This is a genomic window from Actinomadura mexicana (assembly GCF_900188105.1).
In the GTDB taxonomy this organism is placed as follows: domain Bacteria; phylum Actinomycetota; class Actinomycetes; order Streptosporangiales; family Streptosporangiaceae; genus Spirillospora; species Spirillospora mexicana.
In genome coordinates, this window is the sequence record NZ_FZNP01000018.1 from 72161 (window position 1) to 91837 (window position 19677).

Here is a 19677-nt window from a genome sequence, read left to right on the forward strand (position 1 = left end):
TTCTGGTGTGACCGCGGCGGCCCCGCCGAACCCCCTAGGTCGGCGATGCCACCGTTGCGGCCACGGTTAAGACACTACGTTCGCGGCTCTCGTCCGCACGTCCCCCTCAAGGAGGGAACGCGGGTGGTACTCCAGGCGGATCTCCGCGATCTGCATACACCCGCGTGGTGAGGCCAAGGCCCGCCTCAGCGGTCAGTATTGAAGGGTGACCACCGATGACAAGGCCCGGACCGGACCCGACCCCGCGGGGTTCGGCCCAGCCGTCGCGCACCACGCGTGGCGGCTGTCCGGCCGGATCGTGGCGGGGGTCGGGCAACTGCTGCTGTGGATCCTCACCGGCATCGGCACGCTCCTGCGCCCGCTCGCGGTCCGGCTCGGCGCGCGGCTGAACGGCGGGGCGGGACGCGGCCCCGGGGCCCCGCCCGGGCAGACGGCGCCGCTGCCCCGCTGGATCAACACGTGGCGGGAGGTCGTCGGAGCCTGGTACTTCGCGCCGCTGACCGGGCTCGCCCTGACGATCGCGGCGCTCGCGGAGCTGGCGCCGCGCGTCGACTCCCCGATCAGCCTGGCGGGCGGCTTCGCGGTCGCGGCGACGTTCCCGCTCGTGTGGCGCCGGGAGAACCTGCGCGCCGTCGCGGCGGTCGTGCTGAGCGCGGTCGCGGCGAGCCTCCTCACCGGTCAGCTCCTGCTGGTCACGACCAGCTTCGCGGCCCTCTACACGCTGTACGCGCTGGGACGGCGGCTGCCCCGCCAGTCCACCGGCGTCCTCGCGGTCGGCAGCGTCGCCGCCCTCGGGGTCGTCTACCTCGCGACCGGCACGCTCGACGACATCCCCTGGCCCGCGCCGATCGTCGCCGTCCTGGCCGCCATCGGGCTCGGGGACGCGCGGCGCGTCGTGGAGTCCGCCGGCCGGACGGAGGCCGAGGCGGCCGAGCGCACCAACGAGACCCTCACCCGGCTCACCGCCGTCCAGCGGGAGCAGGCCGTCATGCGGGAGCGCGCCCGCATCGCGCGGGAGCTGCACGACGTCGTCGCGCACTCCGTCTCCATGATCGCTGTGCAGGCGGAGACCGCCCCGTACACGATGGAGAACCTCTCGCCCGAGGCGCGCGCCGGCTACACCGAGATCGCCAAGACGGCCCGGGACGCGCTGGTGGAGATGCGGCGGCTGCTCAACGTGCTGCGCGCCGACGCCACGCCCGAACCGGAGGCGGCGAACTCCCCGCAGCCGCGCCTGGACCGGCTGCCCGACCTGATCGAGCAGCACCGCGGCGCCGGCGGCCACGTCGACCTCGCCGTGCACGGCGACCCGCGCGCCCTGTCCACGACGGTGGAGCTGTCGGCGTACCGGATCGTCCAGGAGGCGCTGACCAACGCGCGGCGGCACGCGCCCGGCGCCGGCGTCCGCGTCGACCTGACGTTCCTGCCCGACCGGCTCGCGGTCCGCGTCCAGGACAACGGGGCCTCCGCGTCCACCCAGGTCCTGAACCCGCGCGGTCCCGGCTCCCGTACAGGTGGACCGAGCCCCGCGGCCCCGCCCCCGGCGGACGCCGGGCGCACCCGGCTGGAGCCGTCCGGATCGGGTGGCGGACACGGCCTCGTGGGGATGCGGGAACGTGCGACCATGCTGGGCGGGCGGTTCTCCGCCGGCCCGGCCACCCAGGGCGGGTTCCTGGTGCAGGCCGAGCTTCCGGTGACGAGTGAGGGGAATTCCACACGTGGACACGGTTCGCAGGCGCCGCCCGGCCGCCCCTGACCCCGTCGTCCCCCCGCCACCGGGGCGGCCGCTGTGATCAACGTGCTGATCGTCGACGACCAGACGATCGTGCGGGCCGGGTTCGCCGCCCTGCTCGCCGCCCAGGAGGACATCACCGTGATCGGCGAGGCCGGCGACGGGCGCGAGGCCGTCGCGCTCGCCGAGCGCCGCCGCCCGGACGTCGTCGTGATGGACATCCGGATGCCCGGCATGGACGGCATCGAGGCCACCCGCCGCATCCTCGCGCTGCCCGGCTCGGAGAGCGTCCGGGTCCTGGTGCTCACCACGTTCGACGTGGACGAGTACGTCTACGAGGCGCTCGCCGTCGGTGCCAGCGGCTTCCTGCTGAAGGACGCGACCGCGGACGAGCTGGTGTCGGCGGTCCGGGTGGTGGCGCGCGGCGACTCCCTGCTGGCCCCGCAGGTCACGGGGCGGCTCATCCGCGAGTTCACCAAGCAGCGGCGCAACCGCCCGCAGGCGCCGTCGGAGCTGGCGACGCTGACCGCCCGCGAGACCGAGGTGCTCGTCCTGATCGCGGGCGGGCTGTCCAACGGCGAGATCGCGCAGCGCCTGTTCGTCAGCGAGCACACGGTGAAGACGCACGTGGCGCGCGTCTTCACCAAGCTCGGCCTCCGCGACCGCGCCCAGGCGGTCATGCTCGCCTACGAGTCCGGCGTGGTGGTCCCCGGAAAGAGCGGGAGCTGAGACGCCGTCAGGGGCGGCGGCGCAGGAGGCGCATGGCCTTCTCCTTCTCGAAGTCCAGGGCCCGGGCGGGCGGGGCGGAGAGGCGGCCTATGCGTTCGCCCAGTTCGCGTACGTGGGCCTGGACCTGGGGTTCGGCCAGGACTCGCAGGCCGAAGGCCAGTTCGGCGGGGCCGATGTCGTAGCGCTTCTCCAGAGCCAGGGCCAGCGCGACCGCGCGCAGCTCGGCGTCCCCGAAACGGCGGTGGCCGCCTCCGCGCCTGCTGAGGGCGGCTTCCCGGGTGACGGGCAGCAGCCCGAGGGCCTCGCGGTAGCGGAGCATCCGGGGCGAGGTGCCGAGCCGCCGGGCGGCCTCCGTGATACGCATAGGGCAATTCTGACAAATTAGTGTCAGGAAGTCCTCCCCGACCGTGCCTTGGGACGCGCACCGCCCGTAGACTCGCCCCCGTTGACGCGGCCGTGCACTCGCCCGTCACGACCTCGCGTACCCGACGGCGCGCACATGACCAAGGGAGCAACGAAAGCATGGACTACAAGGTCGCCGACCTGTCGCTGGCCGACTTCGGGCGCCGGGAGATCCGGCTCGCCGAGCACGAGATGCCGGGCCTGATGGCGGTGCGCGAGGAGTACTCCGCCGCCAAGCCGCTGCGCGGCGCCAAGATCATGGGCTCGCTGCACATGACGATCCAGACGGCCGTGCTGATCGAGACGCTGGTCGAGCTCGGCGCCGACGTCCGCTGGGTGTCCTGCAACATCTTCTCCACCCAGGACCACGCGGCCGCCGCGGTCGTCGTCGGCAAGGAGGGCACCGTCGACGACCCGAAGGGCGTCCCGGTGTTCGCGTGGAAGGGCGAGACGCTCGAAGAGTACTGGTGGTGCACCGACCAGGCCCTGCAGTGGCCGGACGGCACCGGCCCCAACATGATCCTGGACGACGGCGGCGACGCGACGCTCCTCGTCCACAAGGGCGCCGAGTACGAGAAGGCGGGCGCCGTGCCGGCCGCCACCGAGGACGACCCCGAGGAGTGGGGCATCATCCTCGACACCCTGCGCCGCACGATCGCCGACAAGCCCGGCCGCTGGACCGAGGCCGCCGCCGCCATCAAGGGCGTCACCGAGGAGACCACCACCGGCGTCCACCGCCTCTACGAGATGGCGAAGGCCGGCACCCTCGCGTTCCCGGCGATCAACGTCAACGACTCGGTCACCAAGTCGAAGTTCGACAACAAGTACGGCTGCCGCCACTCGGTCATCGACGGCCTCAACCGCGCCACCGACGTGCTGATCGGCGGCAAGGTCGCCGTCGTCTGCGGTTACGGCGACGTGGGCAAGGGCTGCGCCGACGCGCTGCGCGGCCAGGGCGCCCGCGTCATCGTCACCGAGATCGACCCCATCTGCGCGCTGCAGGCCGCGATGGACGGCTTCCAGGTCACCACCCTGGACGACGTCGTCGACAGCGCCGACATCTTCGTCACCACCACCGGCAACTTCAACATCATCACGGCCGAGCACATGGGCCGGATGAAGCACCAGGCGATCGTGTCCAACATCGGGCACTTCGACAACGAGATCGACATGGCCGGCCTCGCCAGGACCCCGGGCATCGAGAAGATCGAGATCAAGCCGCAGGTGCACGAGTGGCGCTTCCCCGACGGCCACTCCATCCTCGTCCTCGCCGAGGGCCGCCTGATGAACCTCGGCTGCGCCACCGGGCACCCGTCCTTCGTGATGTCCAACTCCTTCACCAACCAGGTCATCGCGCAGATCGAGCTGTTCACCAAGACCGACGAGTACCCGATCGGCGTCTACGTCCTGCCCAAGCACCTGGACGAGAAGGTCGCCCGCCTCCACCTCGACGCCCTCGGCGTCAAGCTCACCGAGCTCACCAAGGAGCAGGCCTCCTACATCGGCGTCCACGTCGAAGGCCCGTACAAGCCCGACCACTACAGGTACTGAATTTATTGCTTTTATCTCCTCCTTCGGGCCTGGCGGCCCTCCATCGTCGATAAAAGCGGGCGATCGCTGGCATCGCTCCGTCTCGCCTGGCGGCTCGCTGCGCGATCAGATTCTTGCTTCGCTCGAATCTGCCTTCGGACGCGATCGCGGGTGTCGAGGTCGTTGCGGGGTTGCTGTGGCGGTTGAGGGCGTTGCGACGTGACAATCGCTGGCATCGGCCCGTCTCGCCTTGGCGGCTGGGCCGGGGGAGTGGGCGTTTGCTTGAGGCTGCCGGACGGGGGTCGCCCCGTCCGGCAGCCGCTTCGTGAGGTGTGGTGATGAGCGATATCGCGGATCGGTCGTTGGCCTATGAGGGCGTCAAACGGATCGAGTGGGCGGATCGGAGCATGCCGGTGCTGCGGCAGATCCGGGAGCGGTTCGCCGCCGAGCGGCCGCTGGCCGGGTTGAAGGTCGCGGCGTGCATGCACATCACGACCGAGACCGCGGGGCTCATCCGCACCCTCCAGGCGGGAGGTGCGAGCGTGGCGCTGGCGGCGTCCAATCCGCTGTCCACGCAGGACGACACCGCCGCGGCGCTTGTGGAGGAGTACGGGGCCGAGGTGTTCGCGCGCGCGGGCACCGACCGTGAGGGGTACTACGCGCACATCCACCAGGCGCTGGAGACCGAGCCCGACTTCGTCCTGGACGACGGGTGCGACCTGGTCAACACCCTGCACACCGACCGGACGGATCTGCTCGGCACCGTGAAGGCGGGATGCGAGCAGACGACGACGGGCGTCATCAGGCTGCACCAGATGGCCCGCGAGGGCGCGCTGAGGTTCCCCGTGGTCGCGGTGAACGACACCGACACCAAGCACATGTTCGACAACCGGTACGGGACGGGCCAGTCGACGCTCGACGGGATCGTGCGCGCGACCAACACGCTGCTGGCCGGCAAGACCGTGGTCGTCGCGGGCTTCGGCTACTGCGGGCGCGGCCTGGCCGAGCGGGCGCGCGGCCTCGGCGCGCGCGTCGTCGTCACCGAGATCGACCCGGTGAAGGCGCTGGACGCGACGATGCAGGGTTTCGCCGTCCTGCCGATGGCCGAGGCCGCCGCGGAGGGCGACGTCTTCATCACGGTCACCGGGAACCGCGACGTCGTGAACGCCGACCACCTCGCCGCGATGAAGGACGGGGCCATCCTCGCGAACTCCGGGCACTTCGACGTCGAGATCGACGTGCGGGCCCTCAGCGACATGGCCGTGGAGGTGCACCACGGGGTCCGGCCGCAGACCGACGAGTACGTGCTGGCCGATGGGCGGCGCCTGGTGCTGCTCGCGGAGGGCCGTCTGGTCAACCTCGCCGCCGCGGAGGGGCATCCGGCGGCCGTGATGGACATGTCGTTCGCCGACCAGGCCCTCACGTGCGCGTGGCTCGCCACGTCCCACGCGTCGCTGCCCCCGGCCGTCCACGACGTGCCGAAGGAGATCGACACGGAGGTCGCGCGGCTCAAGCTGGCCTCGATGTCGGTCTCCATCGACCTGCTGACCCCGGACCAGGAGGACTACCTGCACTCCTGGCGCATCGGATCCTGAGCCGTGCCGGCCGGGACGTACCTGCACCTCGACGAGGGGCTTGAGGAGCGCTTCCAGTGCGCGCCCGGGCCCGCCGGGTGGCGGTACACCTCCACGCGCTCCGACGGCGTCCGCGTGGACCTCGTCGTGGACGCGCGCTGGCGCCAGATCCGCGTCGAGGTCGTCACGTCCGGCTGGTGGGTGCGCGGCGGCGTGACCGGGCGCGAGCTGGCCTGGGTGCGCGCGGCCGGCGAGACGGGCACCGAGCACAGCGAGCGGGCGTCGGGCTTCCTTCACGACTCGCCGGGTTTCCTCGTCGCCGTCGCCCGCTCCCTGGAACTGGACGAGGGCGCGCAGACCGAGGTCCGCCTCGTCCGGTTGAGCGGGACGTCGCTGTCGGCGCTGACGGCCCTGTGGCGCTGGCGGCTGGCAGGGACGTCCGCCCACGAGACGGAGACCGGGCCGCTGCCCGTCTCGGCGTACGAGGTGACCGATCTGTCCACGGGCGAGGTCGAGTCGGTGCATCTGGCCGGGGACGTCGTGCTGGCCGCGCCCGGGATCGAGCTCACCGCCCTGGAATCCCCGCCGAACCTGCCCTGACCTGGCATGCGGTATCTTCTCGTACTCGTCCGACAAGATCAGGTGTAGGGGGTTGTGGCGTGTACGGGCAGGTTCCGGAAGGGCAGGGACAGGGCCAGGGCCAGGGAAGGCCGCCGATGCCCGGCCAGCCGATGAGCGGTCCGCCGGTGAGCGGCCAGCCGATGAGCGGCCCGTTTCCGCCCTCCGGGCCGCCGGGCCCGCCGCCGGTGAAGCGGCCCTCGCCGATCGTGTGGGCGGCCGTGGCGGTTGCGGGCGTGGTCGCGCTGGCGGGCGTGGCCTTCCTGGCGCTCCACGGGACGGGCGCGCCGGCCGGCCCGGTGAAGGCAGAGCAGTGCGTGGACACCGGTTTCGGGATGGACGATGGCAAAAGGATCCCGCCGAGCCTCCGGGTGAGCTGCGACGACGCGAAGGCGAAGGCCAAGGTGCTGAAGGTCGTCGGCGAGAAGGAGGCGTCGGCCTTCCAGTTCGGCTCGCGCGCCGAGCCCGACTGCCCGAGCGGCACGGACGGCTTCACGAACGTCCGCGCCGAGAAGGAGGACAAGACCTACTACGAGGCGTGCGTGCGCAACCTCAAGGGCTCCCACCCGGGCGATCCCGGCGCGGGCGGGGCCTTCCTTGCGGCGGGAGACTGCGTGAGCAGCGGCTCCATCGGCTTCGGCAAGGAGCAGCCGTGCTCCAAGCCGGACTGGTACGGCAAGCTGGTCGCGCGCGTCGGCGCGGAGAACGCGTGCCCGGCCAAGACGGTGGAGACCATGAAGATGCGGTCCTTCGGCGGCGGGAACGTGGCGAACCCGGTGCTGTGCCTGGGCGCGGGCGGCGGCGTGCTGTCCCCGGGCGACTGCATCGAGGACCCCTCGTTCAACGTCGGTGACCTCGACAAGGCCCAGTGCGAGTCCAGCGAGGCCGTAGCGAAGGTCGTCGGCAGGGTGGCCACGACGAAGGAGTGCCCGGCCGAGGCCACCAACTACATGACGAGCGAGGGCTCCTTCCGGCCGGTGCTGTGCCTGAAGAAGCTGCGCCCGACGCTGACCGAGAAGCTGCGCTCGCTCCCGGGCTAGGGTCCCGGATACGGGCGGCCCGCCGGCGGACCGCCGGCGGGCCCCGCCGGATACGGCGCGGGCGGCCCCGCCGGATAGGCCGCGGGCGGCCCCGCCGGATAGGCCGCGGGCGGCCCCGCCGGATAGGCCGCGGGCGGCCGGGGCGCGTTCAGCACGTTCTGGTACGGCCCCGCGCCGTAGTCGTTCGGCGGGAGGAAGCGCGGCCGGCCGGGCTGGGGAGCGCTGAACGGCGGCGGAGCGGGGGGCCCCTGCCGCGGCGGGCCGTACGGCGCGGGCCCTGCCATCGCCAGGACGGGCACGGGCGCGCCGGGGCCCCACGCGGGAAGGCCGAAGCGGCGCATCCGGCGCGCCCGGCGCTCGGCGAGCCGCAGCTCCTCGCGGTGGCGGCGTTCGGCCAGGACGGCCGACAGCAGGATCTCGGGCCGCACCCCCGGCGGCGGGGGCGGGCTCACCACCGCGACGACCTGCGAGGCGATCCGCCGGCCCAGCGAGTCGCGGACCTCCGGCAGCAGCTCCCAGAACCGCGACAGGTACTGCCGGGCCGTCATCGCCAGCTCGTCCGAGAGCATGGAGATCTCCAGGTTCCGCGCCCACCAGGCGAGCTGCGGCGGCATCACCGCGACGGGGCCCAGCAACACCGACGCGGGCACCCGCTCCTGGATGACGATCGTCCCGGCGAACAGGTCGCCGAGCCGCTTGCCGCGCCGGTTGCAGAACGACGTGATCAGCGCGGGCGAGCCGTAGAACATCCAGAACTCGACGAACCCGGCGAGCGCCCGTACCAGCGCCTGCCGGAACCGGACCGGCCCGCCGTCGTCGCCGACGACGCGGAGCCCGACGGCCATCTTGCCCAGCGTCCGCCCCCGCGACAGCGTCTCGAACGCGCACGGGTATCCGACGATCACCGCGACGACGGCGAGCAGCGTCAGCCCGACCGTCCAGGCATCGTCGGCCACCAGCGAGGTCATCGCCGTGACGTAGACGACGATGTTCAGCAGCACCATCTGGAAGAGCAGGTCGAGGAGGATCGCGCAGGCCCGGCTGGCCGGCCGCGCGACCCGGATGTCGAGCGCGACGGCCTCGCCGGTCACGAGATCGGCCATGTCCTGTCCCTCCAACGCGGGCGGATTGACCATTGTGCCGGTTCGGCGGGCCGAGGCGTTAGTCTCGCCGGGTGGACGTCGACGCCTACGTGGCCGCGCACAACGCCGAGTGGCTGCGCCTCGAACGGCTCATCAACCGTGGCCGCAGGCTGACCGGCGCGGAGGCCGACGAACTGGTCGATCTCTACCAGCGCACGGCGACGCACCTGTCGGTCGTCCGCTCCAGCTCGCCCGACCCGCAGCTCGTGGGGCGGCTGTCGTCGCTCGTGGCGCGCGGCAGGGCCGCGGTGGGCGGCGCGCAGGCGCCGCTCTGGCGCGACGTCACCCGCTTCGCGACCGTGTCGTTCCCGGCGGCCGCGTACCGGATGCGGTGGTGGTGGCTCGGCAGTGCCGTTCTCGGCAACCTGGTGTCGCTCGCCCTGGCGATCTGGGTCGTGCACAGCCCCGACGTGCAGGCGACCATCGGGACGCCGGACGAGATCCGCGAACTCGTCGAGCACGACTTCGCGAACTACTACACCGAGCACTCCGCGTCCTCGTTCGCCTTCCAGGTGTGGGTCAACAACGCCTGGGTGTCGGCGACCGCGCTCATCTTCGGGATCCTGCTCGGCATCCCGACCGTCTACGTCCTGCTGCTGAACCAGGTCAACCTCGGGATCAGCGGCGGCCTGATGTTCGCCTACGGCAAGGGCGGCGTGTTCTTCGGGCTGATCCTTCCGCACGGCCTGCTGGAGCTGACCGCCGTCTACCTCGCCTGCGCCGGGGGCCTCAAGCTCGGCTGGACGATCGTCGACCCGGGCCCGCGCAGCCGCGGCCAGGCCCTCGCCGAGGAGGGCCGCGCCGCCGTCAGCATCGCCCTGGGCCTCATCGCGGTGCTGCTCGTGTCCGGCCTCATCGAGGGCTTCGTGACGGGCTGGGTGCACATCACGTGGCTGCGCATCACCATCGGCGTCATCGCCGAGGCCGCGTTCCTCGCCTACGTGATCGTCCTGGGCCGCCGCGCCGTCCGCCAAGGCGAAACCGGCGACTCAGACCTCCACCCGGACCTGGCTCCCGTTTCCGGCTGAACCGCCCTCCCCAGCGACCCCGCGACAACCTCAAGGTCGCGATCGCGTCCGAAGGCAGATTCGAGCGAAGCAGTTACAAGCGCCCGGCCGCTTTGAGGGCCAGGTAGGCGTCGGCCAGTGCGGGGGCCAGGTCTGCGGGCGGAGCGTCCACCACCTCTACGCCGTGGCGCCGTAGTTCGGCTGTCAGGCGGCGGCGTTCGGCTCGGGCGCGCTCGGCGGCGGCGGCGTCGTAGACGGACGCGAGGTCGCCGCGGCCCTCCGCCATCTCCGCGACCCGCGGGTCCGACACCGCGGCGATCATGACGAGGTGCCGGGCGGTGAGCTGCGGCAGCAGCGGCAGCAGCCCCTCCTCGATCGCGGCGGTGTTCAGCTCGGTGAGCAGCACGACGAGGCACCGCTGCCGGACGCGCGCCATCAGCGTCGACACCATCCCGGCGGCGTCGCATTCGAGCAGCTCCGGGTCCAGCGGCGCGAGGGCGTGCACCATCGCGGGCAGCAGGTCGGTGCGGGACGCGCCCTCGACGCGGGCGCGGACGCGGCGGTCGTAGGCGAGCAGGTCGACGCGGTCGCCGGCGCGGGACGCCAGGGCGCCGAGCAGCAGCGCCGCGTCCATCGAGCAGTCGAGCCGGGGGACGTCGCCGACGCGGCCCGCGGACGTGCGGCCGGTGTCGAGGACGAGGTAGATGCGCCGGTCGCGTTCGGGGCGCCAGGTCCGCACGACCACGTCGCCGCGCCGCGCCGTGGCGCGCCAGTCGATGGACCGGACGTCGTCGCCGTCCACGTACTCGCGCAGGGAGTCGAACTCGGTGCCCTGCCCGCGGATCAGCGCGACGTGCGCGCCCGTCAGCTCCCGCAGCCGCGCGAGCTTGGCGGGCAGGTGGCGGCGGGACGGGAACGCGGGCAGCGCCCGGACGGTCCAGGGCGCGGGACGCGAGAGCTGCCGCGCGGCCAGTCCGAGCGGCCCCACGGAGCGGACGACGACGGTGACGGCCTTCCGGTCGCCGCGCCGGGTCGGCGTCAGCGCCATCTCGACGCGGCGCCGTTCCCCGGCGGGCACGTCCACCTTCACCACGCGGGGCGCTGCGCCCGCGCTGGGCGGCCACACGTCCCGCAGCCGGGCCTTGAGGCGCCGCCGGCCGAGGTTCTCAACGATCAGCGCGACCTGGGCCGTCTCGCCGAGGCGCACGTTGGTGTCGCCCGCGCGGTGGAAGCGCAGGGCCCGCACGTTTCCCGCCAGGGCGAGGTCGGCGGCGACCCCGAGCAGCAGGACGCCCCACACCGCGAGGAGCGTCCACCAGCTCGGCGCGATCAGCGGGACGACCGCGCCGAGGAGGGCCAGCAGCCCGAGACGCCCGGTCAGCGCCATCAGCGCGGTGCGGGGACGTGGGCGAGGATGCCCTCCAGCACGCCGTCGGCGGTCGCGCCCTCCAGTTCCGCCTCGGGACGCAGCTGGACGCGGTGCCGGAGCGTGGGCCTGGCCAGCGCCTTCACGTCGTCCGGCGTGACGTAGTCGCGGCCCGACAGCCACGCCCAGGCGCGGGACGTGGCCAGCAGCGCCGTCGCACCGCGCGGCGACACGCCGAGCTGGAGGGACGGGGACTGCCGGGTGGCCCTGCACAGGTCCACCACGTAGGCGGCGACCTTGGGGTCGAGGTGCACGGTCCTGACGGCGGCCTGCCCGGCGGCCAGCTCGGCCGCTCCGGCGACCGGCTTCACCTCGGACAGGTCGCGGGGGTCGAACCCGGAGGCGTGCCGCTGGAGCATGGAGATCTCCTCGTCCCGCGTGGGGACGGGCACCGTCAGCTTGACCAGGAACCGGTCGAGCTGGGCCTCGGGCAGGGGATAGGTCCCCTCGTACTCGATCGGGTTCTGCGTCGCGCACACCACGAACGGGTCGGGCAGAGGCCGCGCGGCGCCCTCCACCGAGACCTGGCGCTCCTCCATGGCCTCCAGGAGGGAGGCCTGCGTCTTGGGAGGCGTCCGGTTGATCTCGTCGGCGAGCAGGAGGTTGGTGAAGACCGGACCCTCGCGGTACTCGAACTCCGCCGTCCGGTTGTCGTACACCAGCGAGCCGGTCACGTCGCCGGGCATCAGGTCGGGGGTGAACTGGACGCGCTTGAAGTCCAGGTCGAGGGCCCGCGACAGGGTCTTGACGAGCAGCGTCTTGGCCGTGCCGGGGACGCCCTCCAGCAGCACGTGGCCGCGGCAGAGCAGCGCGATCACCATTCCGGTGACCACGGAGTCCTGGCCGACGACCGTCTTGGCGACCTCACCGCGCAGGGCCGCGAGCGCCGCGCGGGCCGTCTCGGCCTGGCGCCGGGCGTCCTCGGAGATCGTGCCCGGCCCCGCGCCGCCGGGGGCGCCGCCGGGCACGTCGTCCTTCCCGAGCTCTACAGGGGGGTTCAAGACTGGCGTACCTGCCTTTCCAGGTCGTCGAGGACGTCGGTGAGGGCGATCAGCCCGGCGTCGTCCAAGGGTTCAGGACCGTACAGGGCCGCTCCGACGTACGTCTCTGCGTACGCCGTGCGGCGGGCGACCGCCGCGACGATCTCCCGTGCGGCGGAGGGGTCCTGCGCGCTGCTGCGGGGGAGTCCGAGGAGCGGCACGAGCCGTTCGCGGGCGCCGGAGCGCAGCGCGTCGGAGGCCCGGTCGCGGGCGTGCCCGGCGCGGTACAGGCGGGAGAGGCCCTCGACCGTCTCGGCGGACCGGACGACGACGGGCAGCGCCTCCGCCACGACCGGGCCGAGGCGGCGGGCCCGCCACAGGGCCACCAGCAGTACCGCGACGAGCAGTTGGAGGACGAGCAGCTTCACGCCGAACGGCAGCAGATCGCCGAGCGAGCGCTGCCCCGCGCCGGAACCCGTCGTCGGCAGGTCCGGGGCGAGCCAGACCGCGGACGTGCCCGCACCGGCCAGGTTCATGCCGAGGGCCGCGTTGCCCTCCTCGGTGAGCCGCCGGTTCGTCAGCGGCGCCGTCGAGCCGAGCACCGTCACGGTGTGCGCGCCGGTGCTGACCTGGACGAGCCTCGCGTCGCCGTAGTCGGTCCGGTAGCAGGCCGTGCCGGCGCCCGTGACCTCGTAGGTCTCCGACTCGTGGAAGTCGACCGCCCCCGCGAGCGACGCCACGGGCAGGTTGCAGCGCGGCCCGGCGATCTCCTCGGACGACGGGCCCCGCCTGCGCACCTGCGGGGCGAACGCCTCCAGCGCGAACGACGTCGGCCGGACGAGCAGAACGTCCGCCGGGACGCCGCCCAGCCGGGCGAGGTCCTCCTCGGTGAGCCGCTCCGTGCGGGTCACCACCAGGACCGTGCCCGGCCCGGCCGCGCCGAGGGCGTCGCCGGTGTTCCGGGCCACCGTCACCGGCGTGCCGTGCTCCCGGAGGATCTCCGCGAGCGCCCGGCTGCCGTCCTGCTTCGGCGACTCCGGGTCCAGCGCCTCGGCCGAGGCGGAGGGGCGCAGCGCGGCCAGTACCACCGCGACCACGATCATCGCCAGGACCGCCGCGACGACGCCGCGCGCCGACCGCCAGCGGCGCCCCGCGACCTGCCGGGCGGACGCCTCCGCGGCGGGCCGCGTGTCGCGCGGCGGGGAGGCCGTCACCACCGCGGCCCCCCTTCGTCGCCGGTTCCGGCCAGAGTGAGGTCGCCGGACTCCAGGGGCTTCGGCCGCGCCGCGCGCAGCCGCTCGTCCAGTTCCTTCATCCGGGCGTATCCCTCGGGGGTGCCGGGGCGGTCCCCGTACCAGACGTCGTCGAAGATCCGCACGCCCGCCGCCAGCTCGCCGGCCAGCTCCGGCACCGCCTCGCCCGCCTCGGCCGCCAGCTCGTCGGCGGTCCGGCCGGGGTGCGCCGACAGCACCGCGCGTTCCTCGAGGTCGCGGGCGACGGCGCGCAGCCGCTCGCGGATCGCCTCGGCCCACCGCCCGGCCTCCGCGTGCCGCTCCGCCGCCTCCCGGTGGTCGAGCGCCGTGGACGGCGCGTCCTCCAGCAGCGGGTCCTTGCGGGAGCGCGGGTTCCGGCGCCCCCACATCAGCCACACCACCAGCGCGACCGCGACCAGCACGACGGCGACGACGACGGCGATGGAGATCCACCCGCCGCCGCTGCTCTGGGACTCCGAGGTGGGCGCCTTGTCGAACAGATGGCGCAGCCACTCGGCGAAGTCCTCCCAGGCCCGCTCCAGCCAGGACGGCTTGTCGCGCTGGTAGACCTGCTTCTCCAGCTCGCGGCGGGCCATCTCGCGGGCCTCGTCGCGGCCGATCGGATCGAGAATCACGTGCCCGCCCCCGTCCACGGACGTGCCTGCGCATAGCCGGTCTGCGCAGGGCCGGTCTGCGCAGGGCCGGTCTGCGCAGGGCCCGTCCGCCACAGGCCGATGAACCCCTCGTCCCGCTCGCCGTCGCCCTGCTCTCCCGCGGCTCCCCGCTCCCCGGCGGCGACGGCCGCGGCCGAACGTCCCCGGGTGCGCAGGTCCAGGTCGAAGCCCTCGCGGCGCATGCGCCGGTCCATGTAGAGCAAAGCGATCACACCCGCGTCGAACGGCATCACCACGGACCAGCTCACGATCCGCCCCACGGTGTCCACGGCGAGCGCGCCCATCGTCGACCCGCTGCCGGAGGAGTCGCCAAAAAAGATCAACTGTGCGAACAGGAACGGGATCCGCAACGCGAAGAAGCCCATGAAAACGGTCACGAGCAGGGCCAGCAGGAGCGTCCCGCACGTCCGGAACCATCGCCCCTTGGACAGGGTCATCGCGCGGCGCAGCGCGCCGCCGACCGTCCGCCGCTCCAGGACGACCGCCGGAACCGCCTGCACGAACAGGATGTACAGCCACACCATCAGCCCGATGCCGAGGGGGAAACCGAAGATCCCCGCGAGCACCGCGAACGCCGGACGCTCCCCGGCGGCGATCAGGAGGAGGAACGGGACGACCGGCAGGACCAGCGCGCCCAGCGAGACGCCCATGACGGCCGACGCGGTGGCGACCAGCCGTCCGAGCCGCGGCCGGGCGTCCCGCCACGCCTGCCCCGGCGCGGCCGGCATTCCGAGGAGCTCGCGCCCCAGGATCGGCGCCACCAGCCCCGCCAGCAGCAGGATCCCGAACGCCGACAGCACCAGCCCCAGCAGCGACAGGGTCAGCTGGGCGCCGAGGGACTCCATCAGCAGGTCGGGGGTGACCTCGTCGCGGGCCTCGTCGCCGATGAAGAAGTACGCGGCGACCGAGCTCGTCACCTGGATCACCGTGCAGACCGCCACCGACAGGCCCAGCGTGGCGCGCGGCCTGCGCCGGATGCCGGCGATCGCGCCGTCCAGCATCTCCGAGATGGACATGGGACGGAACGGAACGCCCCGCGCCACACCGGTGGCGCCGGCGTCGTCGTCCCAGCCGTCCGGTCCCGGCATCCCGTCTCCCTGCGCTCTCCGGCGGGTCGGCGGCCCGTCCGATCTGGCCCGATCCGGGCCGGTACGCGGCCGCCGGTCAGGTCATCCTGTCACGGGCGCGGCCTAGATCTTGCGCCGGTTTCGGGACTCGCGTCTACGATGGCGAGTCGCCCGGACGATGCGGAGGAGCGCCGTACGACGCAAACGCGGGTAACCTTGCACGCCAAGGCATAACTCTCCCTGGTGAGGTGGCGCAGGAGCATCGCGCCCCACTCCACCGAACCCCGACTGTGACGATGAGGGCCATGAGAGGACGTGTACTGGTCGTCGACGACGATCTCGCGCTCGCCGAGATGCTCGGCATCGTGCTGAGGGGCGAGGGCTTCGAGCCGTCGTTCGTCCACGACGGCGACAAGGCGCTGGAGGCGTTCCGGGAGACCCGGCCCGACCTCGTGCTGCTCGACCTGATGCTGCCGGGGGCCGACGGCATCGACGTGTGCCGGCAGATCCGCGCCGAGTCCGGCGTGCCGATCGTCATGCTGACCGCCAAGAGCGACACGGTGGACGTCGTCCTCGGCCTGGAGTCGGGCGCCGACGACTACATCGTCAAGCCGTTCAAGCCCAAGGAGCTGGTGGCGCGCGTGCGCGCCCGCCTGCGCCGCACCGACGAGCCCGCGCCCGAGACCCTGCAGATCGGCGACATCACCATCGACGTCGCCGGCCACTCGGTCAAGCGCGGCGACCGGCACATCCCGCTCACGCCGCTGGAGTTCGACCTGCTGGTCGCCCTCGCCCGCAAGCCCCGCCAGGTGTTCACCCGCGAAGTGCTGCTGGAGCAGGTCTGGGGCTACCGGCACGCCGCCGACACCCGGCTGGTGAACGTGCACGTCCAGCGGCTCCGCGCCAAGATCGAGAAGGACCCGGAACGGCCCGAGATCGTCGTCACCGTGCGCGGGGTCGGCTACAAGGCCGGCCCGGCCTGAGGCCGTCCCGCCGTCCGCCGCGATCCCCGTGACACGCCGATGACCGACCAGCGCCCTTCCGGACCGCCGCGCCGCCTCGCGGACCTCCCATGAACGTCGACCTGGGGAGGGCGAAGCGGTTCGTCCGGCGCGCGCTGGGCGCGGTCCGCCGCGTCGTGCAGGGCGCCGCGGGCGCCGGCTACCTGCGCTGGCGCCGGTCGATCCAGGTCCGCGTCGTCACCTCCACCCTGTTCATCTCGGCGATCGTGGTGGCGATCCTGGGCGCGTTCCTCATGCAGCAGGTGTCGTCCGCGCTGATGGACGGCAAGGTCAAGGCGGCCCGTCTGCAACTGGACGACGGCCTGGCGCAGGTCCAGCGCGACCTGGGCAACTCGGCAGGGGACGGCAGCAGGCTGAACTCGACCATCGACCGGCTCAAGGCCCGCAGCGGCCCCTCCGGGCTCTACGAGGTCTACATCCGCGACACCACCGAGCAGTACTTCGACGGGTACACCACCAACGAGCTGCGCCGGGAGAGCGTCCCCAAGCGGCTCCGCGAGGAGCTGAAGAACGCGCCCGCCGGGTCCCGCGCCTACACCTACGGCAAGCTCTCCTACATCGGAGACCGCTCTGACGAGCGCGGCCTCATCGTCGGCGGCAAGACCGGCCAGTTCGAGCTGTACTACCTGTTCCCGCTGACGCAGGAGCAGCAGACCCTGACCAACGTCAGCCGCTCCCTGGCCGGAGTGGGCATCGTCCTGGTGCTGCTGCTGGCCGCCATCGCCTCCCTGGTCACCCGGCAGGTGGTCATCCCGGTGCGACTCGCCGCCCAGGGCGCGCAGAGGCTCGCGGCCGGACGCCTCGAAGAGCGCATGCGGGTCCGGGGCGAGGACGACCTGGCCCGGCTCGCCCGCTCCTTCAACGACATGGCCGCCAACCTCCAGGAGAAGATCGGCGAGCTGGAGGACCTGTCGCAGGTGCAGCGCCAGTTCGTCTCGGACGTCTCCCACGAGCTGCGCACGCCCCTGACCACCATCAGGATCGCCGCGGACATGCTCTACGAGAACCGCGACGGCTTCGCCGACCCGTCCGTCGGGCGGTCCGCGGAGCTGCTGCAGAGCCAGCTGGAGCGGTTCGAGTCGCTCCTGGCCGACCTGCTGGAGATCAGCCGGCACGACGCCGGCGCCGCGACGCTCGACGCCGAGTCCCTCGACATGCGCGACCTCGTGCTGCGCGTCGTCGGCGACATCCAGAACCTCGCCGAGCGCAAGGGCAGCAAGGTCGTCCTCCAGTTGCCGGGCGAGCCCTGCATGGCCGAGGTCGACCGCCGCCGCGTCGAGCGCATCCTGCGCAACCTCCTCGTCAACGCCGTCGAGCACGGCGATGGCGAGGACATCATCGTCTCCGTGGGCGCCGACCGCGACGCCGTAGCCGTCTCCGTCCGCGACCACGGGGTCGGGCTGAAACCGGGGGAGGGGCAGATGGTCTTCGACCGCTTCTGGCGCGCCGACCCGGCCCGCGCCCGCACCACCGGCGGCACCGGCCTCGGCCTGTCGATCTCCCGGGAGGACGCGCAGCTGCACGGCGGCTGGCTCCAGGCGTGGGGGGAGCCCGGCGCGGGCTCGCAGTTCCGCCTCTCGCTGCCGCGCGTGGCCGGGGCCGAACTGAGGGGCTCGCCGCTGCCGCTCGTCCCCCCGGGGGCCGGTGACGCCCGCCCGCTGTTCGCGGAGCTGGAGGCGGGCGAATGAGCCCCTGCGCGGGAACCCGGCGGATCACGAGCCTGCTCGCCGTCGCCGTCCTGGTCCTGGGCGGCGCCGGCTGCGCGACCGTCCCGAGCGGCGGGCAGGTCGTCTCCGGCAAGCCCGCCGAGCGCGCCGAGCGCGTCGACGACCCGTACGTCCGGCTGATCCCGGTGAAGCCGCGCCCCGAGTGGGGCCCCGCCCAGATCGTCTCGGGCTTCCTCTCCGCGTCCGCGAGCTTCGACGACGGCCACAAGGTCGCCAAGCAGTACCTGTCCGGCCAGACCTCCTGGAACCCCGGCCTGCGGCCCTTCGTGACCGTGCTGGCGGGCCGCATCACCGACCCGCACGTGATCAAGTCGTCCGGGAACCAGGCGACCGTCCGCGTCACCGGCGAGGAGCTCGGCACGATCACCGCCGACGGCCAGTACACCGCTTCCCCGAAGGCGCTCGACGCCACGTTCCAGCTCTCCAGGACCCCGCAGGGCGTCTGGCGTATCACCGGCCTGCCCGGGGACGACAAGGCCGGCCTGCTGCTCACCAAGGACGACGTCGAGCGCGCCATGCGCACCGTCAACCTGTACTTCTTCGCGCCCGACCGGCGCACCCTCGTCCCGAACGGCATCTTCCTGCCCGTCGTGAACCGGCAGACGCTGCCCACCCAGCTCGTCCAGGCCCTGCTGGCCGGCCCGACCTCCTGGCTGAACGGCGCGGTCGACACCGCCTTCCCCGAGGGCACCCGGCTCCGCCGCGGCGTGCGGATCGACAAGGACGTCGCGACCGTCGACCTCACGGGCCAGGCCCGCGGCGGCGACGTCGAGCGCATGTCGGCGCAGCTCTCGTGGACGATGCGGCAGCTCTCGGAGATCAAGTCGTGGCGGCTGTCGATCGAGGGGAGGACCGTGGCCCCCGACGGCGCGGACGCCGCGCAGTCCGTGAACGGCTGGGAGGGCAACTCGCCCGACGGCCAGGTGCCCACCGGGGGCGTCCAGCAGAGCGCCTACGTCGTCGGCCCCTCCGGCTTCCTCGGCACCCTGGAGAGCGACCGCGCCCAGCCCGTCGTGACCGGCGCCGCCGGCCGCCTCTCCCGTCCCACCGTCGCCCCCGACCACCAGGAGTTCGCGGGTTTGAGCGCCGACGAGAGCCAGGTCCTCGTCGCCGCCCCCGTCACCGGCCAGCCCGCGCCCCGCGTCCTGCTGACCGCGCGTCCCGGGGCCCACTTCACCGCGCCGACCTGGAGCCACGACGGCACCCTGTGGGTCGTGGAGACGAAGAAGGACGAGTCCTCGCTGTGGGTGCGCAAGCGCGGCCGCCCGCCCGTCCGCGCCGCCCACTGGGGCCTCGGCGGCCGCGAGGTCCTCGCCTTCCGCGTGGCCCGCGACGGCGTCCGCGCGGCCGTGATCGCCCGCGTGGACGGCCGCCCCCAGGTCCAGGTGGGACGCATAGTCCAGGCGGCCGGGGGCGCCCTGGACGTCGGCTCCTTCCTGCCGGTGAGCTCGGAGCTCCAGGACGCCGTCGACCTCGCCTGGCGCGACTACGGCACCCTCGCCGTCCTGGGCCGCGCCAAGCGCGACTCGCAGACCCTGCCGTTCCTGATGCCGATCAGCGGCAGCGCCATCACGTCCCTGGGGGTCGGCTCCCTCGGCGAGCCCCGCACGATCGCCGCCGCCCCCGGCGCCCCGATCCTCATCGGCACCCGCTCGTCCGGCAGGGACCAGGTCTGCCGCCAGCGCTCCCCGAGCAACTCCTACAGCGCCTGGATCTGCCCCACCCCCGCCAAGGACCCCGCCTACCCGGGCTGA

General features: G+C 73.2%; 17 protein-coding genes. 10 read left to right on the forward strand and 7 right to left on the reverse strand.

Features of this window, described 5'->3' with window-relative positions; genetic code table 11:
* The first annotated feature begins 205 nt into the window (after positions 1-205).
* Entirely contained in the window at positions 206-1756 is a 1551-nt protein-coding gene (locus CHC11_RS33670; RefSeq protein WP_089315920.1) for a sensor histidine kinase, read from the forward strand.
* A 33-nt stretch (positions 1757-1789) separates the two neighbouring features.
* Positions 1790-2461: a response regulator gene (locus CHC11_RS33675; RefSeq protein ID WP_089315921.1), complete on the forward strand. Its 672-nt coding sequence runs from the start codon at positions 1790-1792 to the stop codon at positions 2459-2461.
* 7 nt (positions 2462-2468) lie between these two features.
* On the opposite strand, the gene CHC11_RS33680 is transcribed toward CHC11_RS33675, so the two are convergent.
* Complete coding sequence (locus tag CHC11_RS33680) at positions 2469-2825, reverse strand: MerR family transcriptional regulator (RefSeq protein ID WP_089315922.1); 357 nt, start codon at positions 2823-2825, stop codon at positions 2469-2471.
* 158 nt (positions 2826-2983) lie between these two features.
* Here CHC11_RS33680 and ahcY (CHC11_RS33685) point away from each other — a divergent pair, with 158 nt between their 5' ends.
* The 4 genes from ahcY (CHC11_RS33685) (at position 2984) to CHC11_RS33700 (ending at position 7625) form a co-directional block, all read left to right on the forward strand.
* The gene (ahcY, locus tag CHC11_RS33685; RefSeq protein ID WP_089315923.1) at positions 2984-4414 is read left to right on the forward strand and encodes an adenosylhomocysteinase; all 1431 of its coding nucleotides are present in this window, start codon (positions 2984-2986) and stop codon (positions 4412-4414) included.
* Between the two features lie 317 nt (positions 4415-4731).
* Positions 4732-5988 carry an adenosylhomocysteinase gene (gene ahcY, locus CHC11_RS33690; RefSeq protein WP_089315924.1) on the forward strand — a complete coding sequence of 419 codons (1257 nt, stop codon included), beginning with the start codon at positions 4732-4734 and terminating at the stop codon, positions 5986-5988.
* A 3-nt stretch (positions 5989-5991) separates the two neighbouring features.
* Positions 5992-6567, forward strand: coding sequence for a hypothetical protein (locus CHC11_RS33695; protein ID WP_089315925.1), 576 nt, complete (start codon positions 5992-5994; stop codon positions 6565-6567).
* Positions 6568-6683: 116 nt separating this feature from the next.
* Positions 6684-7625: an LppU/SCO3897 family protein gene (locus CHC11_RS33700; protein ID WP_089315926.1), complete on the forward strand. Its 942-nt coding sequence runs from the start codon at positions 6684-6686 to the stop codon at positions 7623-7625.
* Here CHC11_RS33700 and CHC11_RS33705 read toward each other — a convergent pair.
* Positions 7622-8728, reverse strand: coding sequence for an RDD family protein (locus CHC11_RS33705; RefSeq protein ID WP_089315927.1), 1107 nt, complete (start codon positions 8726-8728; stop codon positions 7622-7624). The genes CHC11_RS33700 and CHC11_RS33705 overlap by 4 nt on opposite strands.
* Before the next feature lie 71 nt (positions 8729-8799).
* Here CHC11_RS33705 and CHC11_RS33710 point away from each other — a divergent pair, with 71 nt between their 5' ends.
* Positions 8800-9795, forward strand: a complete 996-nt coding sequence (locus CHC11_RS33710) for a stage II sporulation protein M (RefSeq protein ID WP_089315928.1) — start codon at positions 8800-8802, stop codon at positions 9793-9795.
* A 73-nt stretch (positions 9796-9868) separates the two neighbouring features.
* On the opposite strand, the gene CHC11_RS33715 is transcribed toward CHC11_RS33710, so the two are convergent.
* The 5 genes from CHC11_RS33715 to CHC11_RS33735 all read right to left on the reverse strand — a co-directional run bounded on the left by CHC11_RS33715 (position 9869) and on the right by CHC11_RS33735 (position 15195).
* Entirely contained in the window at positions 9869-11161 is a 1293-nt protein-coding gene (locus CHC11_RS33715; protein WP_089315929.1) for a DUF58 domain-containing protein, read from the reverse strand.
* Positions 11161-12129 carry an AAA family ATPase gene (locus CHC11_RS33720; protein ID WP_245920132.1) on the reverse strand — a complete coding sequence of 323 codons (969 nt, stop codon included), beginning with the start codon at positions 12127-12129 and terminating at the stop codon, positions 11161-11163. Before CHC11_RS33720 ends, CHC11_RS33715 begins: the two co-directional genes overlap by 1 nt.
* A 68-nt stretch (positions 12130-12197) precedes the next feature.
* A complete protein-coding gene (locus CHC11_RS33725; protein WP_245920108.1) occupies positions 12198-13397 on the reverse strand; it encodes a DUF4350 domain-containing protein in 1200 nt (399 codons plus the stop codon).
* Entirely contained in the window at positions 13391-14068 is a 678-nt protein-coding gene (locus tag CHC11_RS33730) for a DUF4129 domain-containing protein (RefSeq protein ID WP_089315984.1), read from the reverse strand. The genes CHC11_RS33725 and CHC11_RS33730 overlap by 7 nt, the downstream gene beginning before the upstream one ends.
* Positions 14065-15195 carry a hypothetical protein gene (locus CHC11_RS33735; RefSeq protein ID WP_089315931.1) on the reverse strand — a complete coding sequence of 377 codons (1131 nt, stop codon included), beginning with the start codon at positions 15193-15195 and terminating at the stop codon, positions 14065-14067. The genes CHC11_RS33730 and CHC11_RS33735 overlap by 4 nt, the downstream gene beginning before the upstream one ends.
* A 284-nt stretch (positions 15196-15479) precedes the next feature.
* Here CHC11_RS33735 and mtrA point away from each other — a divergent pair, with 284 nt between their 5' ends.
* The 3 genes from mtrA (at position 15480) to CHC11_RS33750 (ending at position 19677) form a co-directional block, all read left to right on the forward strand.
* Positions 15480-16157 (forward strand): MtrAB system response regulator MtrA, encoded by a 678-nt coding sequence (gene mtrA, locus CHC11_RS33740; protein WP_021598338.1) that lies wholly within the window; start codon positions 15480-15482, stop codon positions 16155-16157.
* Between the two features lie 89 nt (positions 16158-16246).
* The gene (gene mtrB, locus CHC11_RS33745; protein WP_089315932.1) at positions 16247-17884 is read left to right on the forward strand and encodes an MtrAB system histidine kinase MtrB; all 1638 of its coding nucleotides are present in this window, start codon (positions 16247-16249) and stop codon (positions 17882-17884) included.
* Complete coding sequence (locus tag CHC11_RS33750; protein ID WP_089315933.1) at positions 17881-19677, forward strand: LpqB family beta-propeller domain-containing protein; 1797 nt, start codon at positions 17881-17883, stop codon at positions 19675-19677. The genes mtrB and CHC11_RS33750 overlap by 4 nt, the downstream gene beginning before the upstream one ends.